The sequence below is a fragment of the Streptomyces sp. SDT5-1 genome (assembly GCF_052245995.1).
Classification (GTDB): Bacteria; Actinomycetota; Actinomycetes; order Streptomycetales; family Streptomycetaceae; genus Streptomyces.
This window is the reverse complement of sequence record NZ_CM125963.1, coordinates 6,665,604-6,689,157: the sequence shown is the minus strand read 5'-3', so window position 1 is coordinate 6,689,157 and position 23,554 is coordinate 6,665,604. Positions and strand designations below refer to the sequence as shown.

Sequence of the window (23,554 nt, the reverse complement as noted above, 5' to 3'; positions counted from 1 at the left end):
CGGTCCGCAGAGGGCTTCTCAGCTCGTTCACGGGGTATCCCAGTCCGGTCGCTAGGCAAGCCACTGTCTGTCGGGCAGCTTGCCTAGCTCCCTGTTTGGAGGTGATCAACCCACCCTGTGAACGAGGTTTTCCCTGGTCAGCCGAGCTTCGCGGTGAGGGTGATCGTCGTGCCGGTCAGGGCCTGGCTCACCGGGCAGTTCTTCTTGGCGTCCTCGGCGGCCGCCTGGAAGGCCTGCTCGTCGAGGCCGTCCACGGTGCCCTCGACCGTGAGATGGATGCCGGTGATGCCCTCGCCCGGCTGGAACGTCACGTCCGCGGAGGTGACCAGCTTGGTGGGCGGGGTGCCGGCGCCGGTCAGGCCGTTGGAGAGCGCCATGGAGAAGCAGGAGGAGTGCGCGGCGGCGATCAGCTCCTCGGGGCTGGTCTTGCCGTTCGCCTCCTCCGCGCGGGACGGCCAGGACACCGGCTGCTGCCCGATGCCGGACGAGTCGAAGGTGACGGTGCCGTTGCCCTCGAACAGGTTGCCTTCCCACACGGTGTGGGCGGAGCGGGTCGTTGCCACGGGGGGGTCCTTTCCGGGTTTGTGGGTGTACGTGTGCTGTTCCATCCGACCACATCCGGGGTGGCGAGTCTTGTTTGCGGGAGGCGTGGTTGCGGATTCGGGGCTCTGCCCCGGGCCCCGCTCCTCAATCGCCGGAGGGGCTCGTCGTTGGCTGGAAAGCGCGCTGGGCAAGTGGGCCTCGCGGTGACACTTTGAGGCCCCCCGGCCAGGGGGGCCCAGGGGGTATCGCAGGGGGTCAGATCATGCGCATGATTTACGCGGACCGGGGTCCGTCGCCGCTGGAGACCGGGAAGCCGGGCGCGACCGACCGGGACTCGACGTTCGGCTGGTGGGGCGCGTTCAGCATCCAGAAGTTCGTCAACCAGAATCCGCTCTCCCACACGCACGAGGACGCGACCGGCTGGCTCGCGTACCTCCAGCAGTTCTACGACCGCAACTTCTGGTTCGCCGACAGCGGCGTCCAGGTGTGGGCGTACGAGGAGACCTACGACAACTGGCAGGACCGCTACGGCGTGGACGCCGTGGTCGCCGTGTACCACTCGGGGCACGGCGGCATGGACGGCAACGGGGTGTTCTTCGCGCCGCTCGGCGCCAAGTGGGACAACCGCTCGGACGCGATCTCCAACCGGATGGCGTTCGGCAACGAGAAGGCCAACTACGTGTTCTGGTCGACGTGCAACTCGCTGCGCGTCCTCGACGGGCACTCCCCCGTCCGCACCTGGGCGGGACCGAACCTCGGCTCCCGGATGATCTTCGGGTTCGAGACGACGAGCATCGACAGCGGCGACTACGGCAAGAAGTTCTGGGAGAAGTGGCGGGCGGGCCAGACGTTCTGCGACGCGTGGCTCAACGCGAGCTGGGACATCTACCACGGTCAGGCCCCGTCGGTGTGCGCGACCGGATCGACCCAGGCCGAGGCGCAGAACCGGCTGAACTCCGAGCGCAACTTCTACCGCGAGCACGTGCCGGACAACTGGTACGCGTGGCGCTGGTACTACGCGCGGGAGGGCCTGCGCGATCCGCTGACGCAGGCGCCGCAGACGCCGCAGATCGTGCAGCTCGCGCCCCGTGACCCGAGCGAGGAGCTGGCCGGGCTCGGCGAGCTGGCGCACTTCCCGGCGGCGGCGCTGCAGGAGGTGCAGGTCGAGCGGCAGGGCGTGCTGAGCGCGAGCTCGGGCGACCGGTACGTGTCGACGGCGCCGCAGGCGGTGCGCTGGGTGAAGCTCGCCGAGGCCAACCACCGCAACACGCGGCAGCTGCCGACCGACCGCGCGGTGGAGATCGCGCGGCGGTTCGCCGAGGAGCACGCGGACGGCGCCGAACTGGTCGTGGACGGCGTGCACGACCTGATGCAGAACAGCGGCAAGAAGGACGGCTCGCAGATCGGTGAGCCGGTGTCGCTCCAGACGCACGTCACGTTCCGGCAGGCCTTCGACGGCGTACCGGTGATCACGCCGGGCCGCGGCGAGTTCCGGGTCGCGCTCGACAACGACGGCACGGTCGTCCAGGCGACCCTGTCGACGCGCCGCCCCACCGGCGAGACGCGCACGCCCGCGTCCGCGGTGGCGCCGCCTTCGGGCCAGGGTCAGCAGGCACTGGCCTCGCCCGGCTCGCGTGATCCGCGGCAGGCGCTCGACGAGGCGCAGCAGCGGCGCATCAGCCATCTGACGGCGATGGCCGCGGACAGTGAGCGGTCGGCAGCCGAGATCGAGGAGCAGCTGGAGGTCAGGGACGTCCCCGGTTCCCTCGAGGTCGGCTACGAGATCGAGGGCAACGAGGCGTACCCGGCGGCCCGCAAGCTGATCGAGATCGGCTCGCGGGACGGCATGTTCAAGAAGCTGCGCTGGGTGAACGCGCCGCTTGCCAGGTGACGGACCCGTCCAGGTCAGTCGGTGGCGGTCCGCTTCTTGCGGGCCGCCATCCAGGCGTAGACGAGGACGCCGACGAACAGGAAGATCACGCCCTGGTAGACGGCCGCGTAGCCGGCGCCGCCGACCAGCCACATGGAGAAGCCGAACGCGGCGAGCGAGAGGACCATGTCGCGCGCGAGGCGGCCCTTGCTCACCCGGTGGCCCTGGCCCGACAGCAGGAAGTAGATCTGCGCGGCGGTCGCGAGGAGGTAGGGGACGGTCGCCGTGAACGTCGTGATGAGCACCAGGGACTCGAAGACGCCGCCGGAACCGGCGAGGTAGTTGTAGAGCGTCAGGAGCGAGGCGAGGACGACGCAGACGAGGACGCCGAACGTCGGGACGCCGCGCTTCTTGCGGGCGAACGCGGCCGGGAAGAGGCCGTCCTTGGCGGGCGCGTAGGGGGCCTGCGCGGACAGCAGCGTCCAGCCGTTGAGCGCGCCCAGGATGGAGACGACCGCGGCGATGGCGACGGCGGTGCCGCCCCAGGTGCCGCCGAACATCACGTTGACGGAGTCGGTCAGCGGCGCGGTGGAGTCCACCAGCTTGTCGTGGGCGACCGTGCCGAAGACGGAGACCGTGCACAGCAGGTAGACGAGCGCGGCGAGCACCGTGCCGAGGACGGTGGCGCGGCCGACGTTGCGCTCCGGGTCACGGACCTCGCCCGCGCTCATGGAGGCGGACTCGACGCCCAGGTAGCTGAAGAGCAGGATCGCGGCGGAGGCCGAGACAGCGCCGACGGCGGAGTCCCCGTTGCCCTGGAACGGGCCGAGGTTGTCGACGTCGAAGAAGAACAGGCCGCCGATCGCGACGAGCACGAGCGGCGCGAACTTCAGGACCGTGGAGATCAGCTGGACGGCGCCGACGTAGCGGGTGCCCGCGAGGTTGGCGAGGGCGGGCAGCCACTGGCAGGCGAGCGCCGCGACGATCGTCCAGAACTTCGAGGCGTGGATCGGCAGCAGTACGTCGAGGTAGCCGACGGCGGCGACGGCGAGCGCCGCGTTCGACACCCACGAGGTGATCCAGTAGCTCCACGCGGCGAGGAACCCGGCGAAGTCGCCGAAGGCCTCACGGGCGTAGACGTAGGGGCCGCCGGTCTGCGGGTGCCGCCTGGCGAGCCGCCCGAAGACGAGCGCGAGCGCGATGGCGCCGACGGTCAGGACGCCGAAGGCGACGAGCGAGATCGTGCCGTACGGGGCCACGGAGGCCGGCAGGAGGAAGATGCCGCCGCCGATGATGTTGCCCATGACCAGGGCGGTGGCGACGGGCAGGCCGAACCTGCGGGCGTGCTTGCTGTCCTGGTGCGCGTCCTCGGCCGGTGCGGATGCCGGTGTCGTCTCGGGCGCGGGGGCGGCCCCGGTGTCGAGCATGGGGGGAAGTGCCTCTCGATCGTGCTGATGCCACCGCGGGATCGCCGGATGACCGACCCATGCTCCGGTGGGCCGGCGCCCCGCTCCAAATCAGGCGGAATTGTCCTGCGGCTCGGGGGGCGTGGCCGCAAATGATGCACCGCCGGGCTCGCGTCGGAGGGAATTCTCCACGGGCCGTCCGAGGGGCGTCTTCGCAGGTGGGTCCAGGGGCAGCGGGCTCACCTCCATCGGGATCTGCGGCCCGTGGCCCTCGGTCAGCCAGCGGCGCAGCACCCGGTGCACCTGCTCGGCGCCGACCAGCGTCTCTCCCTCGGGGACCGGCGCGGACAGCTCCTTCGGGGAGAGCAGGAAGGGGCGGCTCTGGGCGCCGCCGAGGCCGCCGTGCGAGCCGATCTGCTCCTCGAACGCGTGGACCTCACCGTCCACGGGGTCGTACATGGAGTTGACCATGATGTCGGCGGTGTGCGGGAAGGAGTCGGTGCGGCGCACGGCGTCGGCGGCGCCGGGGCCGAAGTCGGCGAGCGGGCCCTGCCCGTCGGCCAGGTCGGCGAGCGGCACCTCGGCGCCCTGCGCCCCGAGCACGACCGCGCCGTGCTCCTCGCTGCGGACGAGGAGGAAGCCGATGCCGGGATGGTTGGCGAGGGTCGGCAGGAGGGCGGGGTTGCGGGCGTCGATCTCCTCGCGGGTCATGCGGTGCGGCACGTCGGGGAACGAGACGAGGCCGAGGTTGCCGGAGGCCAGCACGATCGGCTCGCTGTGCTTGCCCTTTCCGGCGGCCTCCTCGACGGGGCGGTGCAGCGCGGCGCGCACGGCGGCGCGGGCCTCGGCGCCGCTGCGGGTGCGGCCCGCCTTGCGGGACACGGGCAGCCCGCAGCCGGCTCGGACGAGGTCCTGGAGGGTGAGCCCGTAGCGGCCGCGGAAGGTCTCGCCGGGGCTCTGGCCGTGGTCGGACAGGACGACGATGCGGTACGGGCGCGGGGCGTGCTCGGCGACCTTGACGAGGAGCGCGAGCGAACGGTCGAGCCGTTCGAGCACCTTGCGGGCGTCGCGGCCGAACGGTCCGGAGTGGTGCGCCACCTCGTCGTACGCCACGAGGTCGGCGTAGACGGCGCTGCGGCCCGCGAGCATGTCGCCGATGACGGCCGCGACGACGACGTCCCGCTCGACGACCGTGGCGAAGGCGCGGATGAACGGGTACAGGCCGCCGCGCCCGATCCGCGGCCGCTCCTTGCGGATGCGGGACCGGGTCGACTGGCCGATCTCGCGGCCGACCTCGGCGAAGAAGGACAGGGCGGTGCGCACGGCGTTCGCAGGGTCGGAGAAGTACGCGAAGTAGCCGGCGCGCGAGCGGTTCTCCTTGCCGCGCCGCGCGGCCACCGAGAGGACGAGCGCGACCTGTCCTGCTCCGCCGCTGAACAGGTTGCCGCGGCTCGCGCCGTCGACGGTGAGCAGGCCGCCGTCGCCGGTGTGCGCGACGGCACGGCGCTGGAGCTCGGCGGCGCTGGTGGGCCGGTTCGACACCTGGGTCTCGCCGGTGTCCTTCTCGTACCAGCGGAAGGCGGGGACGTCGTGGTTCGAGCCGTGCAGGATGCCGAGCTGGCTGGCGCCCGTCTGGCTCGACCAGTCGGTGCGCCAGGGGGTGAGGCGGTGGCTGCCGTCGCTCAGCCAGGAGCCGATCGTCGGCATCACGTCGTCGCGGGCGGCGGCGCGCAGGACCTCGTGGCCGACGCCGTCGAGCTGGATGAAGACGGTGCCGGGGGTGGGCGGGCAGCCCGCGGTGTCGTCGGCGCCTCTGCGGCGTCTGCGGTCGGCGAGGCGGTACAGGCGTCTGCGGTAGGCGTCGTCGTCCCTGACGGCGAGCGCGCCGCCGACCGCGGAGGCCACGGCCGACATCACCGCGGCCACGACGACCGCGGTCTCCGGGCCCGCCTCGCCCCTGCCGTCCGGGATGAGGTGCAGCGCGACGAGCAGCAGGACGCCGTTGAGGAAGAACACGACGAGGCCGAGGACCAGCGCCGGTACGAGGAGCAGGGCGCGGACGAGGAGGGGCCAGACCAGGGCCGAGAGCAGGGCGAAGGCGGCGGCGCCGAGGGCGGCGGTGATCGCCACGCGGGTCATGCTGTCGCCGTCGTCGGACGTCAGTTTGAAGTCGGGCAGGAGCCCCGCGAGCACCATCATGGTGACCGTGCAGGCCGCCCAGACGGTGACCGAGCGCCAGGCGGTGCTCCCGGCCCGCCTCCACCACCGGCCTCCGGCCACGATTCGGCTCCCCTCAGTTGGTCACGTGTGGTCAGGGTTTCACACCTTTTGACGCCACCCGTTGTTACGGCCACGGGGCTCCGCCCCTGACCCCGCGCCTCAATCGCCGGCGGGGCTCGAGAGGGGTGGGGCTTCAGCAGCCGTCGTAACCCGCCGTCGGCATCGACAAGCGGCGATGGACCCTCGCCTTCATCTGCGCGTCGTACGACGGCTCCGCGAGGCCCGCCGTCTCGAGGCGGATGCCGCGCCGCTCGCACTCCGCGGCGAACGCGTCGACCGAGCGCAGGGCCGCCTTCAGGACCCGCTCGCAGGGCGCGACGAACACGTCGACCTGGCCCGCGTCGACGTCCGCCCACAGCACCTCGTGGTCGGGGCGGACGGAGTGGACCAGGAGCTCGCGGGTGATCACGTAGCCGCGCTCGGCGGCCCAGCGCGCGCACATGGCGTGCTGGCTGCGCGAATCGACCAGGAAGGGGTCGGCGTCCAGCTCCTCCAGCGGGATCAGGCTGGCGATCGCCGCGACCCGCACGGCCGCGCCGCTCCCCTCGGATGCCCCCATGCGTCCCCCCTCACCACAGCTTTCGGCGTCGACCCTACTCCTGCACGTAGGCTCAAGGGAGTCGCCCGAAGGAGCACAAGGAGGAGCGCGTGCCGGTGGAGATCACCTGGTGGGGTCATGCCACCTGCACCGTCGAGGACACGGGCACACGTGTTCTGACGGATCCGCTCTTCGCACGGCGCCTCGCCCATCTGCGCCGTCGGCGCGGCGCGCCCCCGCCGCCGCGCGCGGCCGAGGCGGACGTCGTCCTCGTCTCCCACCTGCACGCCGACCATCTGCACGTGCCCTCGCTCGGCCGCCTCGCCCCGGGCACCCGGGTGCTGGTGCCGAAGGGCGCCCCGCGCGCGGTGCCGGGCCTGCGCAGGCTCGGCACGCTGGACATCATCGAGGTGGAGGCGGGCGAGCGCGTCGAGGTGGGGCGGGTCGCGATCGAGGCGGTCCGCGCCGAGCACGACGGACGCAGGCTCCCCGTCGGGCCGCACACCACGCCCGCGCTCGGCTACGTGGTGAGCGGCGAGGCCCGGACGTACTTCGCGGGCGACACCGGGCTCTTCGACGGGATGGCGGAGGCCGTGGGCGAGGTGGACATCGCGCTGCTCCCGGTGGGCGGCTGGGGCCCGTACCTCGGCTCCGGGCATCTGGACGCGGGCCGGGCCGCCGAGGCGCTGGCCCGGATCGCGCCGCGCAGCGCGGTGCCCGTGCACTACGGGACGTACTGGCCGATCGGCATGGACGCGGTGCGGCCGCACGAGTTCCACGCGCCGGGCGACGAGTTCGTCCGGCAGGCGGCGCTGCGGGCGCCCGGCGTGGTGGTGCACCGGCTGACGCAGGGCGAGAGCGTACGGCCCGAGGTGGCCGGATGAGCCGCGCCCGTCGGCGGACGGGAGCGGGCCGATGATGCTGTCCGCCGCGAGCCAGGTGACGCCCGAGACGACCCAACAGGCCGTCGGCTACCCGTCGTTGTTCCTGCTGGTGTTCTTCGGGGCGCTCGTCCCCGTGATCCCGACGGGCGCGCTGGTGAGTTCGGCGGCGGTCGTCGCGTTCCACCACAGCGAGCCGCTGTCGCTGCTCTTCGTGTTCGTGGTGGCGGCACTCGCCGCGTTCCTCGGCGACATCGTCCTGTACTGGCTGGGGCGGCGCGGCATGAGGTCGAAGAACGGGTCGCGGTGGCTGGAGGCGATCCGGTCGCGGGCGCCCGAGGAGCGGCTCGCGCAGGCCCAGGACAAGCTCGCCGATCACGGCGTGACGGTGCTGGTGCTCTCCCGTCTGGTGCCGGCGGGGCGGATCCCGGTGATGCTGGCGTGTCTGCTGGCGAAGATGCCGCTGCGCCGGTTCGCCCGCGGCAACCTGCCCGCGTGCCTGGCGTGGGCGGCGACGTACCAGGTCATCGGCATCCTCGGCGGCTCCCTCTTCCCCGAGCCGTGGCAGGGCGTCGTCGCGGCGATCGCCCTGACCGTCCTGATCAGCGCGGCCCCGAGCCTGTGGCGCAAGGCGCGCGGCCGGGAGTCGGACAGCCGGCACGCGACCTAGTCGGCGCCCGCCGGCGTGAGGACGCGGGAGCCGCCGACCGGCAGGTCCCACAGGGAGGCGCGCGGCAGGCCCGCCTTCTCCCAGGCCGTACGGAGGCGGGTGAGCGGTTCGAGGACCGGTTCGGCCGAGAGCAGGAACGTCGCCCAGTGCATCGGGGCCATCCGGCGCGCGCCCACGTCCTGGGCCGCGCGGACCGCCTCCTCGGGGTCGCAGTGCACGTCCTTGAGCCACCAGCGCGGGTCGTACGCGCCGATGGGCAGCAGCGCGAGGTCGATGCCGGGGTAGCGGCGGCCGATCTGTGAGAACCAGTGGCCGTAGCCGGTGTCGCCGGCGAAGTAGATGCGCTGTCCTTCGGAGTCGGTGAGGACCCAGCCGCCCCACAGGGTGCGGCAGGTGTCGACGAGGCTGCGCTTGGACCAGTGGTGGGCGGGCACGAAGTCGAAGCGGACGCCCTTCAGCTCGACGGCCTCCCACCAGTCCAGTTCGGTGACCCGGGTGAAGCCGCGCCGCGTGAACCAGCGCGCGAGGCCGGCCGGCACCAGGACCGGGGTGTCGCGCGGGAGTCTTTTGACGGTCGGCCAGTCCAGGTGGTCGTAGTGGTTGTGGCTGATGACGACGGCGTCGACGGGCGGCAGCGCGCTCCAGGCGACACCGGCGGGGGTGACGCGGGCCGGGGTGCCGAGGATCTTGCGGGACCAGACGGGGTCGGTGAGGACGGTGAGGCCGCCGATGCGGACGACCCAGCTGGCGTGCCCGACCCAGGTGACGGCCGCGGTGCGGGCATCGACGCGGGGCAGCGGCTCCGGTGCGTAGGGCAGCTTCGGGATGTCGGCGAGGGTGTCGGCGGGCGGCCGCAGCGCGCCCTCGCGGGCGAATCTGGCGAAGGCCCGCAGCCCCGGAAGCGGCGCCGTCAGCCGGTGGGCGAACGTTTTGGGCCACCGGCGCGGCACGTCCGCGACGCCGTCCTCTCCCCCGCCGAGCGGTCGCGGCTCGACGAGGGGAGGCCGGGCCGCGGTGGCGTCGGGCCGCTCCGCGGTCTCCTCGGCAGACGGTGCCTCGGACGCTTGCGTCATCGCTCGGTCTCCCATCCCTCGTCCGCCGGTTCCCCGCCGATGGCGCGGAGCGTCGATCCCACCATCGTCAACACCCGTGCCACGTGCGGCAATTCCAAGGGCGCCGGTGAGGTGAGAGACGCCCTGCGTTCCTCGGGGGTTGACCCGAGGAACGGTCCCGTCGAAAGGCGCGCCCGCAGCGCGCCCTGTTCGTCGCCGAAGCGGTGGCCGCCGGGGACCGGCATGCCGAGCCGTTCGCCGAGGAAGTCCTCCAGGTCCTGGGAGTCGCTGACGCCGAGCGCGGCGAGCGGCGGCCGCAGCTCCTCCAGGTCCATGTAGAGGTGCCGGCCCGCGCACGGCGGTCTGGCGAGGCCGCCCGCCGCGAGCACGGCGCCGTGCAGCGCCTGCGCCACCCGCGCGTGCAGCGCGACACCCGCGGTGCGGCGCTCGGTGACGTCCTCGTTCTCGTTCAGGACGTACGTGGCCGCCGCCGCGACCGGCGCGGGGAGCAGCGCGCCCGTCGCGGTGAGGACGTCGAGGACGCGGGCCCGCAGCCGGGCGCCCCGCTCGGTGGCGGGGAAGCGGGCGCAGGCGGCGGGCAGCGAGGGCGGCAGGAACGGTCCGACGAGGTCGGTGAGGACGGTGACGTCGCGCGGGTACATCTCGGCGGGGCTGAAGAGCACCGGGTCGGCGCCCGGGTGCACGGTGTCCCGCCAGGTCTCGTCGCTGACCACGTGCAGGCCCTCGGCGGCTGCCGCCTCCACGGCCTCGTGCAGCATCTCGGGCGGCGGCACGGTCGCGGTGGGGTCGTCGGCCACGGACAGCACGAGGAGCCGCGGGTCGCCGCCCTCGGCCCTGACCCGGCGGACCGTCTCCAGGAACGCGGAGGAGTCCGGGACGCCGCCGCACTCGGCCGGCGTCGGCACGTGGAACACGGCGCGGCCCAGCAGCCGGGCCTGCGGCACCCACCACGCCGAGCAGGGACGCGGCACCAGGACGTCGCCGCCGAGCGCGGCGGTGAGGGCGAGCAGCAGCGGGGCGGCGCCGGGCGCGGCGCCGAGCTGCTCGCGTTCGGCGTCGAGGCCGCGGCGCCGCCAGTAGCCGCACGCCGCTTCGAGCAGGGCGGGAGGACCCCCGGGCGGCTCCGACGCGGCCCGCCCCGCCGCCCCCGCCGCGACGGCGGCGAGCTCGGGCAGCACCGGCAGGCCCGGCTCGGGCAGCGGCGGCCCGTACCGCACGGGGCCACGCCCCTCAGGGGCCTGTGCCCTGGCGGGTCCGGGGGTCGGGGCCGTGGGTTCCGACTGCCGCATGCTGCCTCCGAGCGGGTGAGGTTGCCCTACCAGCGTCACATCCCGGCGGTCGTCCGCGCGCGGCGTGGCCCGGACGGGTGAGCGGTCGCGCGCGGACGGGGCGGAGTGGTTCAGTCCGCAAGGGCGGTGAACTCGCGCTCCAGGCCGCGTCCGCGCCGCTGGACGACGGCGGAGGCGACGTCCGCCAGTTTGCGGTTGGTGCGCTGCGATATTCGGCGCAGCACGGTGAACGCGTCGTCGGGGCCGCAGCCCAGTACGTGCATGACGATGCCGCAGGCCTGGTCGACCACGGGCCGGGAGCACAGCGCCGAGCCCAGCTGGTCGACCTCGGTGAGGGCGGCCTGGTAGGAGCGGTCGCGCACGAGGCAGCTCGCCGCGAGGTCGCCGAGCGCGCGGACCGGGCCGTGCGGGGCGTCGCCGAGGGAGCCGGGGCGGAAGCTGTAGAGACTGAGCGTGACCGTGAGATCGCCGCTGCGGAACGGGATGGTGACGCTGGAGCGCACGCCGGAGTCGAGGGCGAGCGCGCGGTAGTCGGGCCAGCGCCGATCGTTCAGCAGGTCACGGGCGTCGACGGGGCATCCGCCCCGCTCGGCGGCCGGTATCGGCCCGTCGCCCGAGCGGTCCTGCACGGTGACGAGGGCGGCGAGGTCCGGGTGGGTCACCGCGGTGGGCCGCTCGTCGCTTCCGTCGCTCGCCGTGGCGACGGCGCCGCAGCACTCGGCGGTGCAGCGGACGGCTTCCTCGGCGAGTTCGGAGAGGCGCCGGGCGGGCAGGCCCGACTCCGGCACCCGGCGGTCAGGTTGACCCGGCGCGGGCGATTCCGGTCCGACATGGGCCGGGTCCTCGCCCTGCTCGGCCGGCACGTACTGTCGCATCGGGTTCAAGCCTCCTTGGCGGTCGGCTTCCCGCACCCGGCTCCCGAAAACCGCGGTACGGGATACGTTCTCAGCATGGCGCAGACGGAGGAATTCGATGAAGAGCTCGCGGACTTCGTGCGCCGTGTGGCGGAGCTGAAGGCGGCGCGCTCGGTGTCGCCGGACGAGCTGCCCGCCGTCCTGGACGCCGCGCTCTTCGAACTCGACCACGTGGCCACGGCGCTGTGGCCGCGGCCCCGGGCGGCCGAGCCCGCCACCGGCGGGAACGGGAGCCGGAACGCGGCGGCCGACAAGCATGAGCAGCAGCTGCTGCGCGCCGTCTTCCAGCGCCTTCCGCTGCCGGTCGCGCTCGTGGACCGCGAGGCCGTCGTACGCCGTCTGAACTTCGCGGCGACGACCTTCACGGGCGTACGCGCCGGATACGCGACGGGCCGCCCGATGACCGGGTTCCTGGCGCACGCCGACCGGGCCGCGTTCCGCTCGCAGGTGGCCGCCGTGGCCAGGGGCGAGGGCGACCGCGGGCTCACCGTGCACCTCCAGCAGAACCCGCGCTCCCCCGTCCGCGCCGTCCTGACGGGCCTGCGGCCGGGCAACGAGCCGCGCACCACGGTCCTCGCGGTGCTGCAGCCCGCCGACGACGCGCAGGTCGGCGCCGCGGCGGCTCGCCCCAGCGCGCCGGTGCCCGACCTCGCCGAGACCACCCGGCACGCCGCGCTCACCGACCTGCTGGACGCGATGACGCGGGAGCTGCTCGGCGGGCCCGTGGGCGATCCGGACGAGCTGCTGCGGCGCGCCGCGCACGTGCTGCACGGCCGGTTCGCCGACTGGGTCGTCGCCGACAAGGGGGCGGCCCGTCTGGAGCGCACGGCGGTGCTCGGCGCGGACGACGCGGTGGTGCGGGACATCGCCGCGCAGGACCCCGCCGACAGCCCGCTCGTCGTCGAGGCGGCCCGCGGCGGCGCCCCCACGCTCCTCGTGCGCCCGGAGGACCTGCGGGCTTTGGGCGAGGACGCGTCGGGGGCGCCGGTGCTCGTGCGCGCCGACGTCACGTCTCTGCTGTGCGTGCCGCTGATCCCGGAGCCCGGCGAACCGGTCCAGGGTGTGCTCACCCTGTTCCGGTCCGCGGGCCGGCTCGCCTTCTCGATGGCGGAGGCGAAGACACTGGACATGATGGCCCGTCACATAGCGCTGGCCATAAGGAAATAGAGGCGTCGTAGGCCGCGATGCCGGACGTCGCACCCCCGGCTACGCGGCGTCCGAGAGGACCTGGTCGCGCAGCCTGTCGCAGCAGCGGCTGATCAGCCGGGACACGTGCATCTGCGAGATGCCGAGCCGCTCGGCGATCCGGCTCTGGGTCATGTCGCCGAAGAACCGCATGTAGAGGATCTCCCGTTCCCGCTCGGGGAGTTCCGCTATGCGCGGCTTGACGGCCTCGCGGTCGACGACGACGTCGAGCGCCGGGTCGGCGTCGCCCAGGGCGTCGGACAGCGAGTAGCCGTCCTCGCTGCCGGGCAGCTCCGCGTCGAGGGAGAGCGCGGTGAAGCTCTCGAGCGCCTCCAGGCCCGTACGGGCCTCTTCCTCGGTCATGTTCGCGTGCTCGGCGATCTCCGTGAGGGTCGGGGCGCGCCCCGAGATCGTCTGGGAGAGTTCGTGCTGCGCGAACCGGACCCGGTTGCGCAGATCCTGCACGCGACGCGGCACGTGCAGCGTCCACATGTGGTCGCGGAAGTGCCGCTTGATCTCACCGGTCACGGTGGGCACGGCGTAGCTCTCGAAGGCGTTGCCGCGCTCCGGGTCGTATCGGTCCACCGCCTTGACCAGGCCCAATGCCGCCACCTGGCGAAGGTCCTCGTAGGACTCGCCACGGTTGCGGAAGCGGCCGGCCAGTCGGTCGGCCATCGGCAGCCATGCCTCGACGACCTCTTGGCGCAGTTCGTCGCGCTCGGGTCCGTCCGGCATGTCGGAAAGCTGGGCGAAGGCCTCAGCGGTGTCGGGGGCGTCGTCGTGCGGGTGGCGTCCACCGGGCTTCACCGGGTTCTGGGGTGCGCTGGTACGCGTACGCATCTGGATCGCAACTCCCTGGAAGGGTGCCTTGGTTTCGGTGGTCACCGTGGGAGTCGCGCCCGCAAAACAGTCGGACACACCCGGGGCGATCCTGCGGATCCACTGGATACGACGCGAGGTCGTATCCCTCCCACGGACGTGCCTCCTGTCCGAAGCACTGTCCTTCGCCTGCCCCTGGGGCATCGCCGCAAACACGCGGCTTGTTTCCAGCGTGCACTCAACGGGCCCGTCCCGCACGTTCGCGGGATTCCACTTCTTCCGGCCGGGGCAGCAACCACTCCTCGTAACGTCCGAGGACCAGCACCAGGCCCAGCATGCCCGCGGGGATCAGGACCGTCAGCAGCTCCATGACCTGTCCTTCCAGCCAGTCGCCCCCAGGGAGGAACGCTCCGCCACGGGTCCCCCCGTCCCGCGGTGCAAACCACCAGGTGTCACCGCGAAGCGGTCGGGTACGCGTCGGGCACCGCCGAGTCACTGGAGGAAACGATGCAGCGAGGCAGCGACCGGCTGAGCGTCCACCGCGACGACGAGATGAAGCACGAGCTCCAGGGCCTGTTGCGGTCCGGGCACCACACCAGGGCCGAGGAGTGGAACGACCCCGAGCCCGCCGCGGACGACGATCCGGAGGTGGCGGGCGGCCCCGTGGAACCGGGCCCAGGACCCGAGCGGCTCGACGCCGTCCGCTCGGAGCTCGGCCGGCTGCTCGGCCGGAGTTCGTTTCCGGCCACACCGCCGACGCTCGCGCAGCTGCTGCGCGAGCGGTCCGCACCCGACCGGCTCGTCGAACCGGTGGCGGCACTGCCCGGGAAGACCGTCTTCCGCACGGCCTCGGACCTGGCCAAGGCCCTTACAAACAGCGGGGAATAGCTCCGGATCGGTCGGGTACATGGGCCGACATTCACGGTGCACCCGAAGATCAGAAAGGCCGGATACCGATGGCCGATGTGGTGAGGGAAGTCATGACACCCGGCGTCGTCACGGTGCGTCCCGACGCCTCGCTCGTCGAGGCCGCCCAGCTGATGCGGGCGCAGGACATCGGCGATGTACTGGTGGCGGACGAGGCACAGGTCGTGGGCGTGCTCACGGACCGTGACATCGCGCTGCGGGCCGTCGCCGACGGGGCCGATCCGCTCACGGTGAGCGCCGAGGCGGTGTGCACTCCGCACCCGGTGGCCATCGGCCCGGACGACGACGTGGCCGCCGCGGTGGCGCTGATGCGGGAGTACGCGGTGCGCCGGCTGCCGGTCGTGCAGGACGGGCACCCGGTCGGGATGGTCAGCCTGGGCGATCTGGCGCTGAGCCAGGACCCGGAGTCCGCGCTCGCCGACATCAGCGGCGCCCTGCCCGACGGCCGGACGGACGAGGGCCCCGCCTGAGGGCGGGCGCCCCGCCCGGCCCCGAGCCAATGAACAGCAGTACACAGCAAGGGAGTTGACGACGATGCGTATCGCGTTCCTGGTGGCACCGGAGGGGACCGAGCAGATCGAGCTGACCGACCCCTGGCAGGCGGTGCGGGACGCGGGCGGCGAGCCCGTGCTCGTGTCCACGCAGCAGGGCGAGATCCAGGCCTTCGACCACCTCGACAAGGCGGACAAGTTCCCCGTCGACGAGACGGTGGCGGCGCTGAAGTCGTCGGCGGACGGCTTCGACGCGCTGGTGCTGCCGGGCGGCGTCGCCAACCCCGACCTGTTGCGAACCGACCCCGACGCGGTGGCGTTCGTGAAGAACTTCTTCACGAAGGGGCTGCCGGTCGCGGCGATCTGCCACGCGCCGTGGACGCTCGTCGAGGCCGACGTGGTGCGCGACCGGACGCTGACCTCGTTCCCCAGCCTCGCCACCGACATCCGCAACGCGGGCGGCACCTGGGTCGACGAGCAGGTCAAGGTCTGCACCGCAGGACCGAACGTGCTGGTCACCAGCCGCCGTCCGGACGACCTCAAGGCCTTCGACGCGGCCCTGCTCAAGCAGGTCAGCGGCACCTGAGCCGGGGTCGGCCCACCGCACCCACGACCTTCAGGAGGCAGCCATGGACCTCGCGTTCCTCACCCCCCTCTGCAATCGGCCCGGCCCCTGGGCCTCCGTGTACGTCGACACGTCACGGCACACCGAATCCACCGCCGAAGAGCGGTCGTTGGAGGCGCTCGGCGTGCAGCGCGCGCTCGCCGCGGCCGGCGCCGACGAGGCGACCGCGCAGGCGATGCGGGCCGCCGTCGAGGACCTGAAGCACTCCAGCGAACCCGTCGGGCGGGCCTTCTTCGGCCGCGACGGCGAGGTCGTCCTCGATCCGGCGCTGAGCACCCCGCCGGGGCAGACGTCGGCGCACTGGGCGGCACTCCCGCACACCACGCCGCTGCTCGACCTCGTGGGCGAGGACCCGCTGTGCCTCGTCGCGTACATCGACAGGACCGGGGCCGACTTCGAGCTGCGCTCCGCGCGCGGCGAATCGACGGCGGGCAAGGTGACCGGGCAGCAGTGGCCGGTCCACCGCACCGGCTCCGCCGACTGGTCCGAGCGGCACTTCCAGCTGCGGGTGGAGAACACCTGGGAGCACAACGCCGGGGAGATCGCCGAGGCGCTCGCCCGCTGCCAGGCCGAGACGCGGGCCGAGCTCGTCGTCCTGGTCGGCGACGACCGGGAGTGCGTCGCCGTACGGGACCGGCTGCCGCACCAGCTGAAGGACTCCGCGGTCCGGGCCAGGCACGGGGCGGAGAGCCGGCTCCTCAACAGCGAGCTCGAGCAGGCCAGGGCGGAACAGGTGGCGATGCGCGCCGCGCACGACCTGGCGCTGTTCGCCGAGGCGCGCGGACAGGGAGAGGCCGCGGCGGAGGGCGTTCCCGCGCTCGTGGACGCGGCGCGTGAGCACCGGATCGCGGAGCTCCTCATCCGCTCGGACGGGCCCGACGCGCACCGTGAGGTGTGGGTCGGTGACAGTCCGGACCAGCTCGGGGTGCGGCGGACCGACGCGGAGGCGTTGGGCGGGGGCGACGTGGTGTCGGCGCGGGCCGACGACGCGCTCATGCGGTGCGCTTCCGCGAGCGGTGCGGCGGGGCTTTCCGTCGCGGGCGCCGATCCTTCGGCGGCGCCCGCGGGCGGCCTGGGCGCGCTCCTCCGCTGGTCGGAGTAGGTTCCGCGGCACCGTCCTCACGCCTCGGGGCTCCGCCCCGGGCCCCGCTGCTCAAGCGCCGCAGGGGCTTGAATTACTCACCCCCGCTGGATCGCACAGGCCCCGCCGGCGATTCAGCGGGTTCGTTCGACGCGGCGTTCGTCCCAGACGGGGTCCGTGGACTCGCGGACGTTGCCGTCCGAGCCGAAGACCAAGTAACGGTCGAACGCGCGGGCGAACCAGCGGTCGTGGGTGACCGCGAGCACCGTCCCGTCGAAGGATTCGAGCCCCTCCTGGAGCGCCTCGGCCGATTCCAGGTCGAGGTTGTCCGTCGGCTCGTCGAGGAGCAGCGCCGTCGCGCCCTCCAGCTCCAGGAGCAGGATCTGGAAGCGGGCCTGCTGGCCACCGGACAACCGCTCGAACTTCTGCTCCGCCTGCGCCGTCAGCTCGTACCGCCGCAGCAGCGCCATCGCCGCGCCCCGGTCCTTCGCGTGGTCGCGCCACAGGATGTCGAGGAGCGGCCGCCCCTGGAGCTCCGGGTGGGCGTGGGTCTGGGCGAAGTGCCCCGGCACGACGCGCGCGCCGAGCTTCCACGCCCCGGTGTGCGCGACCGACTCGTCACCCGCCAGCAGCCGCAGGAAGTGCGACTTGCCCGAACCGTTCGACCCGAGGACCGCGACCCGCTCGCCGTAGAAGACCTCGAGGGAGAAGGGCTTCATCAGGCCGGTGAGTTCGAGGTTCTCGCAGGTCACCGCCCGGACGCCGGTGCGGCCTCCCTTGAGCCGCATCGTGATGTCCTGCTCGCGCGGCGGCTCCGGCGGCGGGCCCGCCTCCTCGAACTTCCGCAGTCGCGTCTGCGCCGCGGCGTACCGGGAGGCCATCTCGTGGCTGACGGAGGCCGCCTGCCGGAGGTTCACGACCAGCTTCTTCAGTTGCGCGTGCTTCTCGTCCCAGCGACGGCGCAGCTCCTCGAAGCGGGCGAAGCGCTCGCGGCGCGCCTCGTGGTACGTGGCGAATCCGCCGCCGTGCACCCACGCGTCGGCCCCGCCGAGGCTCGGCTCGACGCTGACGATCTTCTCGGCGGAGCGGGCGAGGAGTTCCCGGTCGTGCGAGACGAAGAGGACCGTCTTGCGGGTCTCGCGGAGCTTCTCCTCCAGCCACCGCTTGCCGGGCACGTCGAGATAGTTGTCCGGCTCGTCGAGGAGCAGCACCTCGTCGGTGCCGCGCAGCAGGGCTTCGAGGACGAGCCGCTTCTGCTCGCCACCGGACAGCGTGCGGACCTCGCGGAACTGGGCCTTGTCGTACGGCATGCCGAGCGCCGCCGTCGTGCACATGTCCCAGAGGGTCTCCGCCTCGTACCCCTGCGCCTCCGCCCAGTCGGCGAGGGCCTGCGCGTACCTCATCTGCGCGGCCTCGTCGTCGACGGTCATGATCAGGTGCTCGGCCTCGTCGACCGCCTTCGCCGCGTCCCTGATGCGCGGCGCCGACACCGACACGAGCAGGTCGCGGACCGTCGTCTCGTCGCGCACCGAGCCCACGAACTGGCGCATCACGCCGAGGCCGCCGCCGACGGTGACGGAGCCGCCGTGCGGCTGGAGCTCGCCGGAGATCAGCCGCAGGAGCGTCGTCTTGCCCGCGCCGTTCGGACCGACCAGCGCGACGACCGCGCCCTCGCCGACCCGGAACGACACATCGCCGAGCAGGGCCCTCCCGTCGGGGAGGTAGTACTCGAGATGTGCCGCTTCCAGATGTCCCATGATCCCGCATTCTGGACGCCCGTGCGGGTGACGGGCAAACGAATTGGCCGGGGTGCGGGCGACGGGCCGGGGTACCAGTCATCCATGTCTCCGCTGAAGCGACCCAAGCCGCTCACCCGTCCGCTCCCCCAGGTCCCGCCGTTCGACACGCCCCCGCCGGCGCCGCCCACGGTGCGCGACCGGCTGGCCGCGCTCGACCTGAAGGTGTTCGAGTTCGCCGCGGGCGCGCACTGGCCGGGCGCCGAGCGGATCCTGCCGCGGCTGAGCCGCTCGGCGAACCACGGCGTGCTGTGGTTCGCCGTGGGCGGGGCGCTCGCCGCCACCGGTTCGCCGCGCGCCCGCCGCGCCGCGGTGCGCGGGCTCGCCTCCCTGGCGCTCGCGTCGGCCACCATCAACACGCTCGGCAAGCGTTCGGTGCGCAGGGCGCGGCCCGCGATCGACCCGGTGCCGCTGGTACGCCGCCTGAAGCGGCAACCGTTCACGACGTCGTTCCCCTCCGGGCACTCGGCGTCGGCCGCCGCCTTCGCGACGGGCGTGGCCCTGGAGTCCCGTGGCCTCGGCGCGCTGGTCGCCCCCGTGGCGTTCTCGGTGGCGGCGTCCCGCGTCTACACCGGCGCCCACTTCCCCGCCGACGTCCTCGCGGGCGCGGCGCTCGGCGCGGGCGCGGCCTTCGCGGTGCGCGGCCTGGTGCCGACGCGCGACCAGATGCCGTCGCCGGGCCGCCCCCTGGTGGACGACGTCCCGGCGCTGCCGGGCGGCGAGGGCCTGGTGATGGTCGTGAACTCCGGGGCGGGCACTCCTGAGCGGGTGCGGGCGCTGCGGGACGTGCTGCCGCACGCCGAGTACGTCGAGTGCGCGGGCGACGAGCTGGAGCAGCAGCTGGAGAAGGCGGCGCCGCGCGCCCGCGCGCTCGGCATCTCGGGCGGCGACGGCTCGGTGAACACGGCCGCGCGGGTGGCGCTGCGGCACCGCCTGCCGCTCGCGGTGCTGCCCGGCGGCACCCTGAACCACTTCTCGTACGACCTCGGCATCGAGGACGCCGGGGATCTGGCGCGTGCGGTGCAGGCCGGGCACGCGGTCGCGGTGGACGTCGGCCGCTTCACGTCGGAGCACGGGTCGGGGATCTTCCTCAACACGCTGAGCCTCGGCGCGTACCCGGAGCTGGTGCGGGAGCGGCAGCGCTGGTCGGGGCGGATCGGCGGGCGGCTCGCGGACGTCGTGGCGGCGGTGCACGTGCTGCGCCGCGACCACCCGCTGAGCGTCGAACTGCACGGCAGGAAGCGGCCGTTGTGGCTGCTGTTCGCCGGAAACTGCACGTACCGGCGGATGGGGCTCACCGCGGGCCGCCGGGCGAGCCTGGCCGACGGGCTGCTCGACGTGCGGACCGTGGACGGCGGCCGGCTGCCCGGGGTGCGGCTGCTCGCGGCGGCCGTCTCGGGGCCGCTGTCGCGCTCCCCGTTCCACACGGCGACCCGGCTGACGCGGCTGCGGGTGGACGGCGTCGAGCCGGGCACTCCGCTGGCGTTCGACGGCGAAGTCACCGAGTGCGGAGGCGAGTTGCTGGTCGACAAGGAGCACGAGGCGCTGCGCGTGTACCGCCCGCACGCGATTCTCTGACTCGCCGTCAGTCCACATGGCAATACGGGTATCTCAAAATGCGGGTGACCGGCGTACCGTGATCGTCACGCCTAGACGAAGGGATCCGGTCATGCCGCAGGAGACCGCCGTATACACGCACGGACATCACGAGTCGGTGCTCCGCTCGCACACCTGGCGCACCGCCGCCAACTCGGCGGCCTACCTGCTCGACTCGCTCAAGCCGCACATGAAGATCCTCGACGTCGGCTGCGGCCCCGGCACCATCACCGCCGACCTGGCGGCCCTGGTCCCCGACGGGCATGTCACCGGCGCCGACCACGCCGAGGGCATCCTGGACCAGGCGCGCGCCACGGCGGCCGAGCGGGGCCTGACGAACGTCGACTTCACGACGGCGGACGTGCACGCGCTGGACTGGCCCGACGACACGTTCTGCGTCGTGCACGCCCACCAGGTGCTCCAGCACGTCGGCGACCCCGTGCAGGCGCTGCGCGAGATGCGCCGGGTGACGAAGCCCGGCGGGATCATCGCGGTACGGGAATCCGATTACGCGGCGTTCTCCTGGTTCCCGCGACTGCCCGCCATGGACCAGTGGCTCGACCTGTACGAGCGGGTCACCCGCGCCAACGGCGGCGAGCCGGACGCCGGGCGGTTCCTGAAGTCCTGGGCCCTGAAGGCCGGTTTCGCCCAGGAGGACCTGACGTGCTCCGCCGGTACGTGGTGCTACTCGACGCCCGAGGAGATCGCCTGGTGGAGCGAGCTGTGGGCGGACCGCACGCTCGCCTCCGCCTACGCCGACCGCGCGACGGGCGGCGGCCACGCGACCCCCGAGCAGCTGGCGGCCGTGTCCGCGGCCTGGCGGGAATGGGGCGCGCACGAGGACGCCTGGTTCGGCGTGCTGCACGGGGAGATCCTCGCGCGCAAGCCCCGCACCGCCTGAACCGGCTCAGGAGCGCGGCAGCAGCGGGCCCAGCGGTCCGAGGTCGATGTTCAGGTCCTCGGGCCGCAGCCCGTAGCGCTCCCGCAGCTGCTCCATGCGGTCCTCCAGGAGCATCAGGGTCAGACCGACCCGCTCCTCCTGGTCCTCCGTGAGGTCGCCGACGTCGAAGCGGCGGATCGCCTGCCGCTCCATGAGCTGGCGCAGCAGCTCGACAAGGGTGAGCACGAGCTTCATCAGGTCGCGCTCGACGGTGTCGGGTTCGAGTTCGATGCGGCGCCGTTCACTCACCGTCCAGTACCTCCGGCCAGGGCGAGGGGACCTGTTCGTTGACCGAGCTGATCAGCGCGTTGAGATCGATGCGCACCAGGTCGACGTCGGCGATGCGCAGGGTGACGTCGCCCGCGAGGACGACGCCGCCCGCGAGCAGCCGGTCGAGGAGGTCGACCAGGGCGATCTCGCGCCGTTCGACGACCGTCATGCCCGCTCCCCCTCCTCGTCGGCCGTGAACGAGTAGCCGGCCCACGGCCCGGTCAGCTCGACGCGCAGGCCGGGCTCCCGGTCCTTGGTGGCGTCGACGCGCTCCACGAACTCCTCCGCCGCCGAACGCTCCACGAGATACGCCGCGTTGAGCACGTTCAGGCCGCTCGCGCGGGACAGTTCCGGGTTCTGCGGCGGGTGCAGCCGGGTGTGCGCGGCGTGCTCGGCCAGCTCGTCGTGCAGCTCCTGCGCGAAGCGTTCGGCGCGCCGCCAGGTGTCGTCGCGCGCGGTGCGCTCGGCGCGGCGGCGGCGCAGATAGTCACGGCCCGATGCCGCCGGAGCCGGTGGCGCCTTCGCCTCGGGCTCGGGCTCCTCGACGTACACCTTGACGCCCCACTCGACGCGGCCCGCGAGCCGGTCGAGGCCGTCCCGGAAGCGTTCCTCCTCCTGCTCCAGCATGGCCCGTACGCCGCTGTCGTCACGGAAGACCGTGGCGAGGCGGAGCGGGAGGGGGCTGGTGACCGTGGTGAGCGCGGCGATCACGTTCTGGTGGGCGCGGGCGGTCCCGGTCAGCCAGTCCAGGTCCTCCAGGTGGGCGCGGAGCGGTTCCTCCGCGAAGTCGCGCTCGGGCACGGCGCCGACGACGGCGACCAGGCCGTGGTGCTCGAGCTGGCGCGGCGGGGCGTCGGCCACGCCGGTGAGTTCGGCCTGGAGCGGGGCGTCGAGCGGATGGCACACGGCGTACACGTAGCGCAGCTGGCGCGGTTCGTCGGCGGTCACGGCGATCCCCTCTCGTTCTCTCTGGCACGTCGCGTGCTGCCCTCGTCGAGTTCGAGGTCGGCGATGCGCTGCTTCAACTCGGCGTTCTCACGGGCGAGTTCCTTGCGGCGGGCGCCCGACGAGAGGGCCGGGTCGTCCTCCCACCAGTCGATGCCCATCTCCTTGGCCTTGTCGATGGAGGCGACGATCAGGCGCAGTTTGATGGTGAGGAGTTCGATGTCGAGCAGGTTGATGCGGATGTCGCCCGCGATCACGATGCCCTTGTCGAGGACGCGCTCCAGGATGTCGGCGAGATTGGCCCCGCCGTCACCCCGGTAGGTGTCGGGGAAGCGGCTCGCTGTCGTCATCGGCGGGCTCCGCTCCCGGCGGGCTGCCGTTCGGACGCGGGTTCCTCGTCCTCGTACTCGTACTCGTCGCCCTCGTCCTCGTCCTCGTACTTCTCTTCCTCGTACTCGTCCTCGGGCTCCTCCGGCTCCTCGTCGTACGGTTCCTCGTCGGCCTCGTCCTCGTACTCCTCGTCCGGCTCCTCATCGGGCTCAGCCGACTGGTCCCGCTGGTCCTGCTCGTGTTCCTGTTCCTCCTCGGCGAGCGCGTCCTCGTGCGTGCGCACGACCTCGCCCTCCTCGATCTCGCCGCGCCACCCCTCGGGGGTGTCGCCGCGCAGCGTCACGAACCGCGCGTAGTGCTTGAGGTCGAGCCGGGCCCTGCGGCCCTGGGCGCGCCAGATGTTGCCGGTCTTCTCGAACAGGCCCTTCGGGTAGTACTCGATGAGCAGCAGGACCCGGGTGAGCCGCTCGCCCATCGGATGGAAGGAGACGACGCCCTTCGTGGTGCCCTTGGCGCCCTCCGACGTCCAGGCGATCCGGTCGTCGGGGTGCTGCTCGGTGGTGTGCGCCTTCCAACTGCGGTTGGACCAGAAGACCTTGAGCTGCCAGTCGGACGTGACGTCGTCGGCGCGGTTCGCGTTCTTGACGCCCTTGGCGAAGGTGCTGAAGTCCTGGTACTGCGTCCACTGGTCGTAGGCGGTGCGCAGGTCGACGCCGACGTCGATGAACTCGATGATGACGGTGGGCTTCTTTCCCGCGCCGCCCTTCCTGCCGCCCTTGCCCTTGCCGCCGAGCCCCTTGAAGGCGCCGACGACGTTGTCCTTGAGGTGGCTCGCGCCGAGCTCCACCGCGCTGCGCAGCGGACCCTTGCCCTCGGCGAGCTTGCGGCCGCCGTCGAGCGCCAGCTTGGCGAATCCCGGGCTGTTGCCCTCGGCGATGTCGTTGAGCTTCACGGTGGTCTCGCCGAGCTTGCGGCCCGCGCCGATCAGCATGCGCTGGGCCTGCGCGGCGAGGAAGTCCTGGAGCTCCGCCTTGAGGTGGTCCGCGGCCTCGCTCTTCGCGAGGCCGCCGAGCATGTCCTTCGAA

Annotated in this window: 25 protein-coding genes; 10 read left to right on the top strand and 15 right to left on the bottom strand. The window is 72.9% G+C overall.

Features of this window, described 5'->3' with window-relative positions:
* Positions 1–137: 137 nt before the first annotated feature.
* A complete protein-coding gene (locus ACTWJ8_RS30695; protein WP_443260860.1) occupies positions 138–563 on the bottom strand; it encodes an OsmC family protein in 426 nt (141 codons plus the stop codon).
* Between the two features lie 242 nt (positions 564–805).
* On the opposite strand from ACTWJ8_RS30695, the gene ACTWJ8_RS30690 reads away from it, so the two are divergent.
* On the top strand, positions 806–2,434 hold the full coding sequence (locus tag ACTWJ8_RS30690; protein WP_443260859.1) for a DUF6345 domain-containing protein: 1,629 nt from the start codon (positions 806–808) through the stop codon (positions 2,432–2,434).
* Between the two features lie 14 nt (positions 2,435–2,448).
* Here ACTWJ8_RS30690 and ACTWJ8_RS30685 read toward each other — a convergent pair whose 3' ends face one another.
* The 3 genes from ACTWJ8_RS30685 to ACTWJ8_RS30675 all read right to left on the bottom strand — a co-directional run bounded on the left by ACTWJ8_RS30685 (position 2,449) and on the right by ACTWJ8_RS30675 (position 6,658).
* Complete coding sequence (locus tag ACTWJ8_RS30685; RefSeq protein WP_443260858.1) at positions 2,449–3,840, bottom strand: amino acid permease; 1,392 nt, start codon at positions 3,838–3,840, stop codon at positions 2,449–2,451.
* A gap of 90 nt (positions 3,841–3,930) precedes the next feature.
* Positions 3,931–6,099, bottom strand: a complete 2,169-nt coding sequence (locus tag ACTWJ8_RS30680) for an alkaline phosphatase family protein (protein ID WP_356379444.1) — start codon at positions 6,097–6,099, stop codon at positions 3,931–3,933.
* Positions 6,100–6,232: 133 nt separating this feature from the next.
* Positions 6,233–6,658, bottom strand: a complete 426-nt coding sequence (locus ACTWJ8_RS30675; RefSeq protein ID WP_356379441.1) for a hypothetical protein — start codon at positions 6,656–6,658, stop codon at positions 6,233–6,235.
* An 89-nt stretch (positions 6,659–6,747) separates the two neighbouring features.
* Between ACTWJ8_RS30675 and ACTWJ8_RS30670 the strand changes: the two genes are divergently transcribed.
* Both ACTWJ8_RS30670 and ACTWJ8_RS30665 read left to right on the top strand, forming a co-directional pair.
* Positions 6,748–7,521, top strand: a complete 774-nt coding sequence (locus ACTWJ8_RS30670) for an MBL fold metallo-hydrolase (protein WP_443260857.1) — start codon at positions 6,748–6,750, stop codon at positions 7,519–7,521.
* 31 nt (positions 7,522–7,552) lie between these two features.
* Positions 7,553–8,188, top strand: a complete 636-nt coding sequence (locus ACTWJ8_RS30665) for a DedA family protein (protein ID WP_443260856.1) — start codon at positions 7,553–7,555, stop codon at positions 8,186–8,188.
* Here the strand turns inward: ACTWJ8_RS30665 and ACTWJ8_RS30660 are convergent.
* The 3 genes from ACTWJ8_RS30660 to ACTWJ8_RS30650 form a co-directional block, all read right to left on the bottom strand.
* On the bottom strand, positions 8,185–9,261 hold the full coding sequence (locus ACTWJ8_RS30660) for an MBL fold metallo-hydrolase (protein ID WP_443260855.1): 1,077 nt from the start codon (positions 9,259–9,261) through the stop codon (positions 8,185–8,187). The two genes, ACTWJ8_RS30665 and ACTWJ8_RS30660, sit on opposite strands and share 4 nt — an antisense overlap.
* Complete coding sequence (locus ACTWJ8_RS30655) at positions 9,258–10,550, bottom strand: aminotransferase class I/II-fold pyridoxal phosphate-dependent enzyme (RefSeq protein ID WP_443260854.1); 1,293 nt, start codon at positions 10,548–10,550, stop codon at positions 9,258–9,260. Before ACTWJ8_RS30655 ends, ACTWJ8_RS30660 begins: the two co-directional genes overlap by 4 nt.
* Positions 10,551–10,660: 110 nt before the next feature.
* Entirely contained in the window at positions 10,661–11,425 is a 765-nt protein-coding gene (locus tag ACTWJ8_RS30650; protein ID WP_443260853.1) for an ANTAR domain-containing response regulator, read from the bottom strand.
* A 75-nt stretch (positions 11,426–11,500) separates the two neighbouring features.
* On the opposite strand from ACTWJ8_RS30650, the gene ACTWJ8_RS30645 reads away from it, so the two are divergent.
* Positions 11,501–12,631: a PAS domain-containing protein gene (locus ACTWJ8_RS30645; RefSeq protein ID WP_443260852.1), complete on the top strand. Its 1,131-nt coding sequence runs from the start codon at positions 11,501–11,503 to the stop codon at positions 12,629–12,631.
* 39 nt (positions 12,632–12,670) lie between these two features.
* On the opposite strand, the gene ACTWJ8_RS30640 is transcribed toward ACTWJ8_RS30645, so the two are convergent.
* Together ACTWJ8_RS30640 and ACTWJ8_RS30635 are read right to left on the bottom strand one after the other, a co-directional pair.
* On the bottom strand, positions 12,671–13,489 hold the full coding sequence (locus ACTWJ8_RS30640) for an RNA polymerase sigma factor SigF (protein ID WP_443260851.1): 819 nt from the start codon (positions 13,487–13,489) through the stop codon (positions 12,671–12,673).
* 217 nt (positions 13,490–13,706) lie between these two features.
* On the bottom strand, positions 13,707–13,838 hold the full coding sequence (locus ACTWJ8_RS30635; protein ID WP_443260850.1) for a hypothetical protein: 132 nt from the start codon (positions 13,836–13,838) through the stop codon (positions 13,707–13,709).
* A 137-nt stretch (positions 13,839–13,975) separates the two neighbouring features.
* Between ACTWJ8_RS30635 and ACTWJ8_RS30630 the strand changes: the two genes are divergently transcribed.
* From ACTWJ8_RS30630 to ACTWJ8_RS30615, 4 genes are all read left to right on the top strand, one after another.
* A complete protein-coding gene (locus ACTWJ8_RS30630; RefSeq protein ID WP_356379419.1) occupies positions 13,976–14,356 on the top strand; it encodes a DUF2795 domain-containing protein in 381 nt (126 codons plus the stop codon).
* A 68-nt stretch (positions 14,357–14,424) separates the two neighbouring features.
* Complete coding sequence (locus ACTWJ8_RS30625; RefSeq protein ID WP_443260849.1) at positions 14,425–14,865, top strand: CBS domain-containing protein; 441 nt, start codon at positions 14,425–14,427, stop codon at positions 14,863–14,865.
* Positions 14,866–14,929: 64 nt separating this feature from the next.
* Positions 14,930–15,472, top strand: a complete 543-nt coding sequence (locus ACTWJ8_RS30620; protein ID WP_443260848.1) for a type 1 glutamine amidotransferase domain-containing protein — start codon at positions 14,930–14,932, stop codon at positions 15,470–15,472.
* A gap of 43 nt (positions 15,473–15,515) precedes the next feature.
* Entirely contained in the window at positions 15,516–16,613 is a 1,098-nt protein-coding gene (locus ACTWJ8_RS30615) for a baeRF2 domain-containing protein (RefSeq protein WP_443260847.1), read from the top strand.
* Positions 16,614–16,726: 113 nt separating this feature from the next.
* Here the strand turns inward: ACTWJ8_RS30615 and ACTWJ8_RS30610 are convergent, their stop codons facing one another.
* A complete protein-coding gene (locus tag ACTWJ8_RS30610) occupies positions 16,727–18,349 on the bottom strand; it encodes an ABC-F family ATP-binding cassette domain-containing protein (protein WP_443260846.1) in 1,623 nt (540 codons plus the stop codon).
* Between the two features lie 84 nt (positions 18,350–18,433).
* Here ACTWJ8_RS30610 and ACTWJ8_RS30605 point away from each other — a divergent pair, with 84 nt between their 5' ends.
* Both ACTWJ8_RS30605 and ACTWJ8_RS30600 read left to right on the top strand, forming a co-directional pair.
* Positions 18,434–19,966, top strand: coding sequence for a bifunctional phosphatase PAP2/diacylglycerol kinase family protein (locus ACTWJ8_RS30605; RefSeq protein ID WP_356379404.1), 1,533 nt, complete (start codon positions 18,434–18,436; stop codon positions 19,964–19,966).
* A 91-nt stretch (positions 19,967–20,057) separates the two neighbouring features.
* Entirely contained in the window at positions 20,058–20,885 is an 828-nt protein-coding gene (locus ACTWJ8_RS30600; RefSeq protein ID WP_443260845.1) for a class I SAM-dependent methyltransferase, read from the top strand.
* Positions 20,886–20,891: 6 nt separating this feature from the next.
* Here the strand turns inward: ACTWJ8_RS30600 and ACTWJ8_RS30595 are convergent, their stop codons facing one another.
* Genes ACTWJ8_RS30595 through ACTWJ8_RS30575 form a run of 5 tightly spaced genes read right to left on the bottom strand, consistent with a single transcriptional unit; the run spans position 20,892 to position 23,544 of the window.
* Complete coding sequence (locus ACTWJ8_RS30595) at positions 20,892–21,173, bottom strand: gas vesicle protein K (protein ID WP_356379398.1); 282 nt, start codon at positions 21,171–21,173, stop codon at positions 20,892–20,894.
* A complete protein-coding gene (locus tag ACTWJ8_RS30590) occupies positions 21,166–21,363 on the bottom strand; it encodes a gas vesicle protein (protein ID WP_356379395.1) in 198 nt (65 codons plus the stop codon). Before ACTWJ8_RS30590 ends, ACTWJ8_RS30595 begins: the two co-directional genes overlap by 8 nt.
* On the bottom strand, positions 21,360–22,142 hold the full coding sequence (locus ACTWJ8_RS30585; protein WP_443260844.1) for a GvpL/GvpF family gas vesicle protein: 783 nt from the start codon (positions 22,140–22,142) through the stop codon (positions 21,360–21,362). Before ACTWJ8_RS30585 ends, ACTWJ8_RS30590 begins: the two co-directional genes overlap by 4 nt.
* The gene (locus tag ACTWJ8_RS30580; RefSeq protein ID WP_443260843.1) at positions 22,139–22,489 is read right to left on the bottom strand and encodes a gas vesicle protein; all 351 of its coding nucleotides are present in this window, start codon (positions 22,487–22,489) and stop codon (positions 22,139–22,141) included. The genes ACTWJ8_RS30585 and ACTWJ8_RS30580 overlap by 4 nt, the downstream gene beginning before the upstream one ends.
* Positions 22,486–23,544, bottom strand: a complete 1,059-nt coding sequence (locus ACTWJ8_RS30575; RefSeq protein WP_443265035.1) for an SRPBCC family protein — start codon at positions 23,542–23,544, stop codon at positions 22,486–22,488. The genes ACTWJ8_RS30580 and ACTWJ8_RS30575 overlap by 4 nt, the downstream gene beginning before the upstream one ends.
* Positions 23,545–23,554 lie beyond the last annotated feature (10 nt).